The 12,604-nt window shown below is 75.9% G+C and carries 15 protein-coding genes; 8 read left to right on the top strand and 7 right to left on the bottom strand.

Annotated elements, in window-relative coordinates:
- The gene (locus tag ACI79K_RS02400) at positions 1–633 is read right to left on the bottom strand and encodes a DUF3000 domain-containing protein (protein ID WP_456587779.1); all 633 of its coding nucleotides are present in this window, start codon (positions 631–633) and stop codon (positions 1–3) included.
- Between the two features lie 104 nt (positions 634–737).
- On the opposite strand from ACI79K_RS02400, the gene hemE reads away from it, so the two are divergent.
- From hemE to hemQ, 5 genes are all read left to right on the top strand, one after another.
- Entirely contained in the window at positions 738–1,790 is a 1,053-nt protein-coding gene (gene hemE, locus ACI79K_RS02395; RefSeq protein WP_456598862.1) for a uroporphyrinogen decarboxylase, read from the top strand.
- Complete coding sequence (gene hemG, locus ACI79K_RS02390) at positions 1,787–3,157, top strand: protoporphyrinogen oxidase (protein ID WP_456598861.1); 1,371 nt, start codon at positions 1,787–1,789, stop codon at positions 3,155–3,157. Before hemE ends, hemG begins: the two co-directional genes overlap by 4 nt.
- A 74-nt stretch (positions 3,158–3,231) precedes the next feature.
- Entirely contained in the window at positions 3,232–3,417 is a 186-nt protein-coding gene (locus tag ACI79K_RS02385; protein WP_456587782.1) for a hypothetical protein, read from the top strand.
- 43 nt (positions 3,418–3,460) lie between these two features.
- Positions 3,461–4,435 carry a hypothetical protein gene (locus tag ACI79K_RS02380; RefSeq protein WP_456598860.1) on the top strand — a complete coding sequence of 325 codons (975 nt, stop codon included), beginning with the start codon at positions 3,461–3,463 and terminating at the stop codon, positions 4,433–4,435.
- Positions 4,436–4,481: 46 nt separating this feature from the next.
- Positions 4,482–5,201, top strand: coding sequence for a hydrogen peroxide-dependent heme synthase (gene hemQ, locus ACI79K_RS02375; RefSeq protein ID WP_456587784.1), 720 nt, complete (start codon positions 4,482–4,484; stop codon positions 5,199–5,201).
- A 153-nt stretch (positions 5,202–5,354) separates the two neighbouring features.
- Here hemQ and msrB read toward each other — a convergent pair whose 3' ends face one another.
- From msrB to ACI79K_RS02360, 3 genes are read right to left on the bottom strand one after another with little or no spacing between them, the layout of a single operon-like run.
- Complete coding sequence (msrB, locus tag ACI79K_RS02370; protein ID WP_456587785.1) at positions 5,355–5,777, bottom strand: peptide-methionine (R)-S-oxide reductase MsrB; 423 nt, start codon at positions 5,775–5,777, stop codon at positions 5,355–5,357.
- Between the two features lie 41 nt (positions 5,778–5,818).
- A complete protein-coding gene (locus tag ACI79K_RS02365) occupies positions 5,819–6,475 on the bottom strand; it encodes a response regulator (RefSeq protein WP_456587786.1) in 657 nt (218 codons plus the stop codon).
- Positions 6,475–8,604, bottom strand: coding sequence for a sensor histidine kinase (locus tag ACI79K_RS02360; protein ID WP_456587787.1), 2,130 nt, complete (start codon positions 8,602–8,604; stop codon positions 6,475–6,477). The genes ACI79K_RS02365 and ACI79K_RS02360 overlap by 1 nt, the downstream gene beginning before the upstream one ends.
- Before the next feature lie 174 nt (positions 8,605–8,778).
- Here ACI79K_RS02360 and ACI79K_RS02355 point away from each other — a divergent pair, with 174 nt between their 5' ends.
- Together ACI79K_RS02355 and ACI79K_RS02350 are read left to right on the top strand one after the other, a co-directional pair.
- Positions 8,779–9,420 carry a hypothetical protein gene (locus tag ACI79K_RS02355; RefSeq protein ID WP_456587788.1) on the top strand — a complete coding sequence of 214 codons (642 nt, stop codon included), beginning with the start codon at positions 8,779–8,781 and terminating at the stop codon, positions 9,418–9,420.
- A gap of 72 nt (positions 9,421–9,492) precedes the next feature.
- A complete protein-coding gene (locus ACI79K_RS02350; RefSeq protein ID WP_456587789.1) occupies positions 9,493–9,969 on the top strand; it encodes a hypothetical protein in 477 nt (158 codons plus the stop codon).
- A 75-nt stretch (positions 9,970–10,044) separates the two neighbouring features.
- Here ACI79K_RS02350 and ACI79K_RS02345 read toward each other — a convergent pair whose 3' ends face one another.
- Together ACI79K_RS02345 and ACI79K_RS02340 are read right to left on the bottom strand one after the other, a co-directional pair.
- Positions 10,045–10,248: a cold-shock protein gene (locus ACI79K_RS02345; RefSeq protein WP_014377016.1), complete on the bottom strand. Its 204-nt coding sequence runs from the start codon at positions 10,246–10,248 to the stop codon at positions 10,045–10,047.
- A 158-nt stretch (positions 10,249–10,406) separates the two neighbouring features.
- Positions 10,407–10,814, bottom strand: coding sequence for a hypothetical protein (locus ACI79K_RS02340; RefSeq protein ID WP_456587790.1), 408 nt, complete (start codon positions 10,812–10,814; stop codon positions 10,407–10,409).
- Between the two features lie 267 nt (positions 10,815–11,081).
- On the opposite strand from ACI79K_RS02340, the gene ACI79K_RS02335 reads away from it, so the two are divergent.
- The gene (locus ACI79K_RS02335) at positions 11,082–11,327 is read left to right on the top strand and encodes a hypothetical protein (protein ID WP_456598859.1); all 246 of its coding nucleotides are present in this window, start codon (positions 11,082–11,084) and stop codon (positions 11,325–11,327) included.
- Between the two features lie 132 nt (positions 11,328–11,459).
- Here ACI79K_RS02335 and ACI79K_RS02330 read toward each other — a convergent pair whose 3' ends face one another.
- Positions 11,460–12,563: a glycerophosphodiester phosphodiesterase family protein gene (locus ACI79K_RS02330; RefSeq protein WP_456598858.1), complete on the bottom strand. Its 1,104-nt coding sequence runs from the start codon at positions 12,561–12,563 to the stop codon at positions 11,460–11,462.
- Positions 12,564–12,604 lie beyond the last annotated feature (41 nt).

Raw genomic sequence — 12,604 nt, 5'->3', positions numbered from 1 at the left:
TTAGAGAGTCTCGCTACCGACCCGGTCGGAGGGACCCAGCAGCCGGACACCGGGCGGCGGGAGCCCGGCGGCGTTGCCGAGCACCTCCAGCCAGGCCAGCAGGTGCCGGTCCAGGTCAGCGCCGTCGGCCGTCCAGGAGGCGCGGATCTCGACGTCGACGGAGTGCTCGGGCCCGGCCAGCTCGCCGAACCGGGTCGAGGCGGTGCGGGTGACGGTGCCGCCGACGGTGTGGTGCGCCGCGCCGGAGTCCGACAGCGCGTCGGTGAGCCAGCTCCACGCCACCTCGGAGAACATCGCGTCGTCGACCAGCTGCTCGTCGGTGGCGGCGGAGAGGTAGCCGACGCAGCGCGTGGTGCCGTGCCACGCCTCGTGGCCCTCCGGGTCGAACAGCACGATGAACCGCGCGCTGGCGATCTCCAGGTCGTCCTCGTCGTCCCCGGCGTCGGGGTCGGGCACCCGGGCACCGATCGCGTAGGCGAAGGGGGCCAGCCGCTGCGGGGCGGGGATGCGGCCCAGTTCGATCTCCGGGCGGACGCGCACCACGGCCAGCGACTCCAGGGCGGCGCGGAAGGCGGCCGGGACGGCGTCGTCCCGGCTCCCGTCCCCGGCTTCAGCCCGGTTGCGCGGCTCCACGTCCGCAGAGTAGGCCCGGAGGCGGCGCGGCGGCGCCGACGCGCCGCAGGCCCGCAGGACGCGGCGGACCGGTGCCGCCCGGCCGTCTGGGAGGATCGGCGGTCGTGAGTCCCGCTCCCGCGTCGGCGTCCCCGGCCGATTCCGACCTCGTCCGTGCCGCTCGCGGCCTCCCGGTGAGCCGCACGCCCGTCTGGTTCATGCGCCAGGCCGGGCGCTCGCTGCCGGAGTACCGGGCCCTGCGCGCCGGCACGGCGATGCTGGCGGCCTGCCAGGATCCCGACCTGGTCACCGAGATCACCCTGCAGCCGGTCCGCCGTCACGGGGTGGACGCCGCCATCCTCTTCTCCGACATCGTGCTGCCGCTGGTCGTCGCCGGTGTGGACATCGAGATCAAGCCGGGCATCGGGCCGGTGGTCGCCGACCCGGTGCGCACCGTCGCCGACGTCGACGCGCTGCCCGACCTGGCGCCCGAGCAGCTCGGCTTCCTCCAGACGGCGGTGCGCTCGCTGGTCGCGGAGCTCGGTCCCACGCCGCTCATCGGCTTCGCCGGGGCGCCGTTCACCCTGGCCACGTACCTGATCGAGGGCGGTCCCTCCAAGGAGCACGCCCGCACGAAGGCGTTCATGTACGCCGAGCCGGAGGCGTGGAGCCGGTTGCTGCAGCGGCTCTCGGCGTCGGCGGCGACCTTCCTGCGCGCCCAGGTGGACGCCGGGGCGTCGGCGGTGCAGCTCTTCGACTCCTGGGCCGGCGTGCTGTCGGCCGCCGACTACGCCGAGCGGGTGCTGCCGCACTCGCGCGCGGCGTTCGACGGGCTGGGGGAGCGGGACGTCCCCCGGATCCACTTCGGGGTGGGCACCGGGGAGCTGCTGCCGCTCATCGGCGAGGCCGGGGCCGACGTCGTGGGGGTCGACTGGCGGGTGCCGCTGGACGAGGCCGTGCGGCGCGTGGGCCCCGACCGCTCCCTGCAGGGCAACCTGGACCCGGCGGTCCTGCTGGCCGACCGGGCGACGGTCGACCGGGAGGTGCGCCGGGTCGTGCGGCAGGCGGAGGCCGCCCGCGGCCACATCTTCAACCTCGGGCACGGGGTGCTGCCCGAGACCGACCCGGACGTGCTCACCCACGTCGTCGAGCTCGTCCACGAGCTGACCACGCGATGACCCGGTCCCGGCTCGTCGTCGTGGGGGCCGGCATCACCGGGCTGGCCGCAGCCTTCGAGTGGCGCCGCAGGCGTCCCGACGACGAGATCGTCGTGCTCGAGGCCGGTGACCGGATCGGCGGGAAGCTGCACCGCATCGAGCTGGCCGGGCACTGGTACGACACCGGGCCCGAGGCGATGCTGGCCCGCGTGCCCGAGGCGATCGGCCTGGTCGAGGCCCTCGGGCTGGGGGACCGGCTCGTCGCGCCGGCCACCACCCAGGCGTCGGTCGTGCTGCCCGACGGCCGCTTCCCGCTCCCGGCCGGCACCGTGCTCGGCGTGCCGGCGTCGGCGGACGGGCTCGACGGCGTCCTCTCGCCCGCGGGCGTCGCCCGGGTGCGGGCCGAGGTGGAGCTGCCGCCGCTCGCCGTGGACGGCGACGTCGCGGTCGGCGGGCTGCTGCGCGAGCGGCTCGGCGACGAGGTGGTCGACCGGCTGGTCGAGCCGCTGCTGGGCGGTGTCTACGCCGGTCGGGCCGACGAGCTCTCCCTGCAGGCGACCATGCCGGCGCTGTTCGCCCACCTGCCGGGCGCGGAGTCGATGCTGGCCGCGGCCGCGGCCGCCCGGGAGGCGGGGAACCGGAGCCGGGGCGACGCCGACGGCCCCGTGTTCCAGACGGTCGACGAGGGCATCGGCGCGCTGCCCGCGGCGCTGGTGGCAGCGGCCCGGGCCGAGGTCCGGCTGCGCACCCCCGCGCACGGGATCCGGCGGACGCCCGCGGGGTTCGAGGTGTCGGTCGGCCCGGCGGGTGCGCCGGAGGTGCTGCGCGCCGACGCCGTGCTGGTGACCGCTCCCGCCGGCAAGGCGGCCCGGCTGCTCGCCGACGTCGCCCCCGGGGCGGTGCAGCCGCTGCTGGGCATCCCGTACGCCTCGATGGCCGTGGTCGCCATGGCCTTCCCCGCGCAGCCCGTCGACGCCGGCAGCGGGCTGCTCGTGCCGCCGGTCACCGGGCGGCTGGTCAAGGGCGTCACGGTCTCCTCGGCCAAGTGGCCGCACCTGGGCGGGGACGTGCTCCTGGTGCGCTCGTCGGTGGGCCGGTTCCGCGACGAGGGCGAACTGCAGCGTGGCGACGACGACCTGGCCGCCGCGGTGGTGGCCGACGTCGCCGATCTGCTGGGGCTCTCCCGCCCGGAGCCGCTGGAGACCGCCGTCGTCCGCTGGGGCGGTGGCCTGCCGCAGTACCTGGTCGGGCACCAGGCGCGCGTGGACGCCGCCCGCGCGGCCGTCGCGGAGGTCCCGGGACTGGGCATCGCGGGGGCCGCGTTCGGCGGGGTGGGCATCCCCGCGTGCATCCGCGACGCCCACCGGGCACTCGACGCGCTGACCTGATGCCCCGTCCCGCCCGTGGTGCGGACCACGGCCGACCGGGGCATCACCGGTGCCGCCGCGGCGTTGGAAGTCCGGTGAGCACGATCCACCGCCACGACCAGTTCCCCGTCACCCCCGTCCGCTGCCTGCGCCACCACGTGTGGATGGCCGCCTGCCCCGACTGCCGCGACGCCCACCGCACGCCCGCCCACCGCACACCCGGCGCGCGCACGCCCGCTCCCCGGCGCGGTGCCGCGACCGCGGAGGAGGCCACCGGCTGAGCCTCCGGTTGCCGGGGCCGCCGTCGCAGCACAGGGTCGGAGCATGACCGGCACCTTCGTCCGTGGCCTGGCGGCCGGTGCTCTGGGCACCGTCGTCCTCGACGCCGTCAACTACCTCGACATGGCTGCGCGCGGGCGCCCGGCGAGCACGGTGCCCGAGCGCTTGGTCGATGCCGTCGCCGCACGGGCGGGACGGGAGATCCCCGGCCGCGGCGCCGCCCGCGACGCCCGGCGGACCGCGCTCGGCGCGCTCGCCGGCACCGTGAACGGCCTGGGCGTGGGTGTCCTGGCCAGCACCGTCCGGTCCCTGGGGGTGCGGTTCTCCGCCCCGGTCGGAGCGGCGCTGGCCGGGGCGGCGTCGGCGGCGGTCACCGACGGCGCGGTGGCCGCCCTGGGCGTGGGCGATCCGCGTACCTGGTCGGGTGCGGACTGGATGGCCGACGCGGTTCCGCACCTCGCGTACGGCAGCGCGGTGCAGGCGGTGCTGGAGGCGGTGCCCACGCCGAGCGAGCGGACGGCTCCGCGCGCCCCGGCAAGGCCGGGCCTGGTCCTGCGTGCGGCGGTGCTCGGGCTGGCCGCCGGGAGCCGCAGCTCGCTCGGCTTCGCGGCGCCGGTGCTGACCGCTCCGGCCAGCCGCGGGGCCGTCGGCCGGATGTCCAGCGCGAAGAAGGCCTTCGCGGCGGCCGGGGTGCTGGTCGAGGTGGTCGCCGACAAGCAGTCGGGCATCCCGCCGCGCACGGAGCCGGCGGCGCTGGTGCCGCGGCTGTTCGCCGGTGCCGAGGGCGCGTGGCGACTGGCGGCGCGGGAGCTGGCGAACGGCGCCCTCCCCGTGGTGGCGGGGGCCGCCGGCACGCTGGCCGGCTCGTTCGGCGGCCTGGCCTGGCGGCGGTGGGCGGCGGAGCGGATGCCCGACACCCAGGCGGCCTTGGTCGAGGACGGCGTCGCGCTGGCGCTGGCCGCGCTCGCCTGCCTGCCGGGACGCACCCGCCGGCACCTGTCGGTGATCCCGAGCACCTGAGCCGCCCGGTCCTCGCGTCGTCCGCGGCGCGGAGGAAGATGGGGGCATGAGCGAGCAGCAGGTGGACGAGCGGAGCACCGGCAAGCGGGCCAACGAGCTCAACGCCACCATCCGGTACACGATGTGGTCGGTGTTCCGGCTGGCGCAGCCCTTCGGCGACGAGCAGCGGTCCGCCGCCGCCGACGAGGCCACCGCGCTGGTCGAGGAGCTGGCCGGCAAGGACGTCGTCGTCCGCGGCACCTACGACGTGAGCGGGCTGCGGGCCGACGCCGACCTCATGGTCTGGTGGCACTCCTCGTCGGCCGAGGCGCTGCAGGACGCCTACACCCGCCTGCGCCGCACCGCCCTGGGCCGGCGCCTGGAGCCGGTGTGGTCGCAGATGGCGCTGCACCGGCCGGCGGAGTTCAACCGCAGCCACATCCCGGCCTTCCTGGCCGACGAGGAGCCGCGGCGGTTCGTCTGCGTCTACCCGTTCGTGCGGTCCTACGAGTGGTACCTGCTGCCCGACGAGGAGCGGCGGGACATGCTGAAGGAGCACGGCATGCAGGCCCGCCCCTACCCCGACGTGCGGGCCAACACGGTGGCCTCGTTCGGGCTGGGCGACTACGAGTGGATGCTCGCCTTCGAGGCCGACGAGCTGCACCGCATCGTCGACCTGATGCGCGACCTGCGGGCCAGCCGCGCCCGGCGGCACGTGCGCGAGGAGGTGCCGTTCTACACCGGCACCCGCAAGCCGGTCGCCGAGCTGGTCCGCGACCTCGCGTAGTGAGCCCGGCGGTCGGCGTCGCGGGGGCCGGAGGCCTCCCGACGCCGACCGCGGAACAGCTCAGCGCAGCCCGGCCGCGGCACCTGGTCGCGGTGTGATCCGGAGGATCGCCGTGTCAGAGCACGGCTCCTGGCCGCGGTGTGGTCCGGAGGATCACGATGTCGTAGCGGGCTGCAACCTGATGCTCACCGAGTTGATGCAGTAGCGGTCGCCGGTCGGCGTCTGCGGGGCGTCGTCGAACAGGTGGCCCAGGTGGCTGTGGCACGTCGCGCACAGCACCTCGGTGCGGATCATGCCGAAGCTTCGGTCCTCGCGGAGGATGACGTTGTCCTCGGCGGAGGCCTCGTAGAACGACGGCCAGCCGCAGTGCGAGTCGAACTTGGTCTCCGAGCGGAACAGCTCGGCGCCGCACGCGCGGCACTCGTAGACGCCGACGGTCTTGGTGTCGACGTACTCACCGGTCCAGGCGCGCTCGGTGCCGGCCTGGCGGAGCACCGCGTACTCCTCCGGGGACAGCTGCGCCCGCCACTCCTCATCGGTCTTGGTGACCTGGGGCTTCTCGGGGGAGGTCGTCATGCCAGGTCGAACGAGCCGCGCCGCAGCACCATTCCCGGTGCTCAGCGGCCCAGGCCGGCGTCGCGGGCGCGCACGATCGCCTGCGCCCGGTCGGTGACCTGCAGCTTGCTCAGCACGTTCGACACGTTGTTGCGCACCGTCTTGGGGGAGAGGTAGAGCGCGGCCGCGATCTGCGCGTTGGACCGCCCGGCGGCGACCAGGTCGAGCACCTCCCGCTCGCGGGCGGTCAGCTGGGGGAACGCCGATCCGGGGCCGGCCGGCCCGGCGGCGAAGAAGTCGGTGATCCGCCGGGCCAGCGCCGCCCCGAACACGGCGCCGCCGGAGGCCACCGTGGTCACCGCCCGCACGACCTCCTCCTGGTCGGCGCCCTTGAGCAGGTAACCGCGGGCCCCGGCGCGGACGGCGGCGAACACGGTGCCGTCGTCCTCGCTCATGGTCAGCACGACGACGCCGACCGACGGCGACTCGGTGGTGATCCGGCGGGTGGCCTCGATGCCGTCCAGCCGCGGCATCTGCACGTCCATGACCACGACGTCGGGCTGCTCCTCGCGGGCCAGCGCGACCGCGTCGATGCCGTCGGCGGCGGTGCCCACGACGAGCAGTCCCGGCACCGAGCCCAGCAGCATCGCCAGGCCGTCGCGGTACACCGGGTGGTCGTCGACCACCACCACCCGCAGGGGCTCCTCGGACGAGGTCATCACCGGGTCCTCTCCACGGGCAGGATCGCCCGCACCACCGTGCCGCCCTCGTCGGGGCACTCCACCGTGCACCGGCCGCCCAGTTCCGCGGCCCGCTCCCGCAGCGATACCAGGCCGACGCCCGCGGGTGCCGCAGGATCGATCCCGGCCCCGTCGTCGGCGACCCGGAGGACCAGCGCCCCGTCGTCGTCACGGTGCAGCGAGACGGTGGCGGAACCGGCCCGGGAGTGCTTCGCCACGTTGGCCAGCGCCTCGGAGGCGATCCGGTAGGCGGCGACCTCCACGGCGGCCGGCAGCTCGTCGGCACCGGGACCGGCGGTGACCGAGACGGCGACCCGTGGCGCGAGGAGCCGATCCGCCTGCTGCCGTACGGCACCGGCCAGGCCGAGGTCGTCCAGCGCCGGCGGCCGCAGGTCGTGCACCAGCCGGCGGACGTCGGCCAGGGCGCCGGCGACGTCGTCCCTGACCGCGCGCAGCAGCCGGTCGCCGTCCTCCGCGCGCCCCGCGGAGGTCAGGTTGCGGGCGGTGTCGATGCGGAGGACCACGGCGCCGAGGCTGGGGCCCAGCCCGTCGTGCAGATCCCGGCGCAGCCGGCGCCGTTCCTCCTCGCGGGCGGCCACCAGCTCTTCCCGGCTCCGCTGCAGCTGGGCGGCGAGCGAGCTGGCCCGGGCGGCGGCCGCAGCCTGGCGCACGACGTCGGCCAGCAGCCCCTCGTCGCGGGTGACCAGGTGCGCCCGGACGCCGTCCCTGGGCAGGAGGAGCCGGCCGACCTCCTCGCCGCGGTAGGCGATCGGGAGGGACTGGACCGCCGCCGGGCGCCGGCCGTGCTCGGCCACCAGCCGCTCGCCCCCGGCGTGCTCGACCTCGACGCCGACGTAGGGCGACCGGAACGCCTCCGCGACCGCCGCCGCGATCGCCACGAGCTGCGCCTCGACGCCGTCGGACCGCTCCAGCCGGGCCGCGAGCTGGGAGACCACCCGGTAGGGATCGTCCCGCTCCCCGAGGACCCAACGCCGGACGAGGCGCCACAACGGGGCCCGGAGGGGCACGTAGACGGCGGCGACGAGCAGCAGCGTCAGCAGCGTGGCATCGCGCTCGCCGAACCGGTCGCCGAGCAGCGCGCCGGCTCCGGCCAGCACGGCCAGGTCGAGGAGGACCACGCCGATCCCGAGCACGCCGTAGACGACGGTGCCGCCGAGCAGCCGGTCGATGTCGACCGCCCGCGGGCGCAGGATGCCGAGGGTGACCGCCGTCCCGGTCAGCGCGACGGCGACGGAGAGCGCCGCGGTGCTCGTCCCGCCGGGCAGGAGCAGCGTGGACAGCATCACGAGCACGTCGACGACGGCCGCCCAGAGCAGCCACCGCATCCGGCGGCGCTGCTCGCCGTGGGCCCTCCGGTACCGCGCGACGACCGCGGCGGCCGGCACGGCGACGCCCAGCAGCGCGAGCGGGAAGGCGATCCGGAGCAGCGGTTGCGCGACGTCCGGCGGGATCGGCAGGGTCGTGAGGTCCAGGTCGAGCCCGGCGTAGACGTCGGGCGTGCCGGTGCCCTCCCGGGAGTAGGCCACCTCGGAGGGGACGACGAGCAGCAGCGCCGGCAGCAGCGCGCTGGACACGAGGCTCGCCACGGCCAGGCGGCGCAGCCGGCCGGTGGGCAGCCGGCCGTCGGGGTAGAGCAGCAGGAGCAGCGGCAGGCCCAGCAGCAGGAAGGCGCCGAGCCGCTCCACGGTCCACGAGGCGAGGCTGGCACCGGGGAGGGGAGGGTCGCTGCGCAGCGCGTAGGTGAGCCACGACTCGGCCAGACCGTCCGTGGCCCAGAGCACCGCCGTCCCGGTGACCACCCACGAGAGCGCGTTGCGCGGGACCCGGGTGAGCAGCAGCCACGCGGGGCCGGCGAGGGCGAGCCCCGGCAGCGCGACGACCCAGCCGAGCTCGGCGCCGGGGCGGGCGGCCCGCGCGACCTCCGGGGTGACCGCGTCGAGGACTGCTGCCGCGGCCGTCGAGCCGAACACCACCGCGACGACGAGCCAGGCGGCGACCCGCGGGCGGCGGCGCGCTGGGGAGGGGGCGACGTCGCCCGCCGGGGTCCCCGCGTCGGTGGACTCGGCCACCGGGATCCTCGCCTGCACGCGCAGATACTGGCCGTCCGGTGTCCCGGACGTCACGAGGCCGGTGTCCCGTATTTCTCGGGACACGCTCCGGGACCGAATCGGGGGCGCGCGGCCCTGGGTGCCCGGGACGCCGCCCCGAGACGGTTCTCCCAGGCGGTGCACAGGGCACCGCACGAGACCACGGGAGACGAGATGTCCCTCAGCACCACCCCCGCCCCGGCCCGCACGGACCTCGACGCGCCCGCCGGCGGCGTCCCCGGCGCCTCCGCGAGCCTGGTCCGACGCGCCGGGATCGCCCTCTCCGCCGGCGCCGGGAGCTGGGCGGTCGCCTGCGCGTTCCTGGGTACGACGCCACCCGCCGGCACCTGGCAGGCCACCGTCGTCAACCTGGCCGCGGTCGCCTTCCAGATCGGCCTGGTGCTCCTCGTGACCGTGCAGATGCGGACCGGTGCGATCGGCACCGGCCGCCTGGCCCGGCGGATCCTGCACGTCGAGCACGGCCTGCTCGCGGTAGCGATCGTGTCCTCGCTCATGTGGGCGCTGACGCCCGGGCTGTACGACACCGGGTTCTTCTTCGCGATCGACCTCTTCTGGCCGCTGTCCATGCTGGGCATGGCCGCGCTCGGGGTCCGCATCGCGATCGCCGGCCGCTGGACGGGCGTCGCCCGCTTCTGGCCGATGGTCGCCGAGAGCTGGGCGCCGGTCACCGTCCCGACCGCCTTCCTGCTGCCGGCGATCACCCAGTACGTGGGTGCCGCGCACCTGCTGATCGGGTACGTCGCCCTGGGCGTCATCCTCGCCACCCGGCCACACCTCACCGGCGCCCGCGCCTGAACCGCCGACGGCGCCCCGCCCCTCCGGGGAGGCGGGGCGCCGTCGCGTCCGGGGCCGGGAGAGACTGGGGGAGTGACTTCCGCGCCCCCACCGCCCGACGGCGCCCTGCCCGACGTCTGGTTCACCCGTGACCTGCCCGTGCTCCGGGCGATCGCCCGGCTGGTCGACGAGCCCAAGCACGGCGGCGCGCCGTACCTGCTCGGCTCCGTCGTGCCGGGGAGCGGGCTGCCCAAGGCGGAGGTCATCGCCGCGGCGAAGGCGCTGGCGTCCGCGGGGTACATCGAGCCGCTGACCAACCACGCCGGCGACATCGTGCGCATCACGGCGATCTCGGCGGAGGCCCGGCGGCTGGCCGGGCTCTGGCCGACCCCCCAGGGGGAGTGGGAACGGCTGCTCGAGCAGCTCGCTACCCGGGCGGAGAACGCCCCGACCGAGCTGGAGCGGCAGCGCTGGCGGGCCTTCGCCGACGCGGCGGCCGCGGTCGGCGAGCACGACGGGGCCCTGCTCATGTCCGCGCTCATCGGTGGGTACGTGCCGCGGGCCCGCTGACCGGCGGCCCGGCCCACGAACGACAGCGCCCCCCGCCCGGAGAACCGGGCGGGGGGCGCTGTGCTGATCAGACGATCAGAGCGGGGTGACGTTCGCAGCCTGCGGGCCCTTCTGGCCCTGCTCGATGTCGAACGCGATCCGCTGGCCTTCATCGAGCGAGCGGTACCCGCTGGACTGGATGGCCGAGTAGTGGACGAAGACGTCCGGTCCGCCGCCGTCCGGGGTGGCGAAGCCGAACCCCTTCTCCGCGTTGAACCACTTGACAGTTCCTTCGGGCATTGCTCGCTCCTAGCTGAGGTGGTACATCGGGGTCCTGCCATAGCGCGGGGCCTTCCCGACGTCCTCACCCTAGCCGTCGATCGGGGGATGAGGACACCGGTGCCGCAGAACTGTGACCTGGGACTCTTCTCCGGGCCGGTCGTGAGGGCACCCGGGCCTCAGAGCAGGTGGCCGGGCTCCTCCGGGAACGCGGGGGCCACCCGGCGTCCGCGGCGGCTCCACGCCGGCCCGTAGGCGCCCACCGAGTACGGGCTGCGCGCGGAGGTGGCGGCCGGCAGGGCGAGGGGCTCGGCGCGCCACGAGCGGACGCCGAGCGGCCGGTCGACGAGGAACGCCGGAGGCGCCGGGGGGTGCAGCCGCGCGGCCACCACCGGGGCCCAGCGGCGCAGCCCCAGCTGCCCGGCCAGCAGCACGGCGAGGACGATCGAGACGGTGAGGAACGCGTCGGTGACCGCGGTCGCCACGTCGAGGGCGGTGATCCGGGCCCAGCCGACGCTCTCCAGCTGGTGACCGACGATCTCCACGACGACGTACAGCACGCCGTACGCCAGCAACCAGATCCTCACCCGTGCTCCTCCGCCGTGGTCGACACCTGCATCGACCACCGCTACCCCCGGCTGGAGCGCCCGGAGCCGCCCGGGGGCCGGCGCTCACCCGTTGGGGGGACGGGCGCCGCCCCCGCGGCGGAGCAGGCCGGCGACGTGGTCGCGCAGCGCGGCGACCGGGCGGTCTTGCGGCTTTCCTGCGGTTCTCTCGGCGCCGCCGTGCGGCTGCTCCCCGACGGTGGGACCTGCCGGACGGATCCGGCGCACCACCGATCCAGGAGAACCGCCATGCACCCGCTCGTCGCCTCGCCCGTGTCCTCCCGCGTCGCCGCCCCGAGCGGCGCCGTCTTCCTCCGCGACGTCGACGACCTGCACGACGCCGACCTGGACCTGGTCCTCGCCGACCGGCTGGCCGAGTCCGCCGACGCGCTGCGCGCCGCGGTGACCGCCGCCCAGCTGGCGCAGGAGATCTCCCAGCGGGGCCCGCTGCCGGTGCACGCCCTGGGCCCGGCCGCGCACCGGCTGGCCGGCTGACCGGGCGGGCGCACGCTCACCGGCTCCGGTCAGCCGACCGGGGCAGGACGGGGCGTGGCCGCCAGGACGACGTGGCGGGCCCCGCCGCCCGGACGGGCGCACCGCCCGCCATCGGCGGGCGGTGCGCAGTGGTCAGGAACGGCCGGTCCGCGGCGGCTGGTAGGCCCGCGGCAGCCGGAACCCGCGCTCCGCGAGGATCTCGCGCAGCAGGTCGGGCCGGTCGGTGATCAGCCCGTCCACCCCGATGCCGATGAGGTGTTCCATGGTGGGGCGGTCGTTGACCGTCCACGGGACGACGTCCATGCCGGCGGCGTGCGCGGCGTCGACGAGCTCCGGCGTGGTGAACGGCACGTACCCCGCGTCGGCGACCGAGCCGCCCTGCGGCGTGCCGTGCACGGGGGAGACCGCGTCGGCACCGAAGGAGGCGGCCGCGACGACGTAGGCCTCCTGCAGGGAACGACCCTCGGTCATGAAGTCGTCGATGTCGATGCCGCCGAGCCACGGGGAGGCGCCCGGCTGGCCGGCCTGCAGGAACTGCTGACCGTTGGTGAGCGCGACCACCGGCAGCTTCGGCGCGACCTCCTGCATCCGCATCAACGCGCCCCAGTCGAAGGACTGGATGGTCACGTGGCGGGCGACCTTCGCCCGCATCACGAGGTCGGCGACCACCTGGACGAACTGCTCGCGGGGCGCCGTCTCGTGCGGTGCTCCCGCCTCCACCTTCGTCTCGATGTTGAACGTCACCTGCCGGGCCTTGTAGGCCCGGACGAGGTCGAACACCTCGGACAGCAGGGGCATCGGCTCGCCCGGCGCCAGCTCCTGCTCCGGATGGGCGGGGTGGCGCTGCGACCCGCAGTCCAGCGTGCGCACCTGCGCCAGGGTCAGCGTGTGGACGTAGTCGCCGACGTAGGGGAACTCGGGGTCGCCCGGGGTGGCCGGCCCGGTGTCCTGGCACTTGGTGGCGGAGATCTGCCGGTCGTGGGTGACTACGGCCTGCTGGTCCTCGGTGATCTGGACGTCGAGCTCGAGCGTGCTGACCCCCAGTTCGAGGGCGTTGGCGAAGGCCGGGAGGGTGTTCTCCACGGTGAGCGCGAGGCCACCGCGGTGCGCCTGCAGGTCGAAGTCGCGCGGGGACTGGGCGGCGGCCGGGGCGGCGGTCGCCACGAGGGCCAGGAGGGCGGGGACGGCGGTCAGGGCCAGGAGGGGTCGTCGCGGGGACGACGGGAGGAGTGACATGGGGTGAGTCGACCGCACCACCGTGACCTCCTCGTGACCTC

The sequence above is a fragment of the Blastococcus sp. SYSU DS0616 genome (genome assembly GCF_054051015.1).
This window is presented reverse-complemented; position numbering and strand designations above follow the sequence as displayed.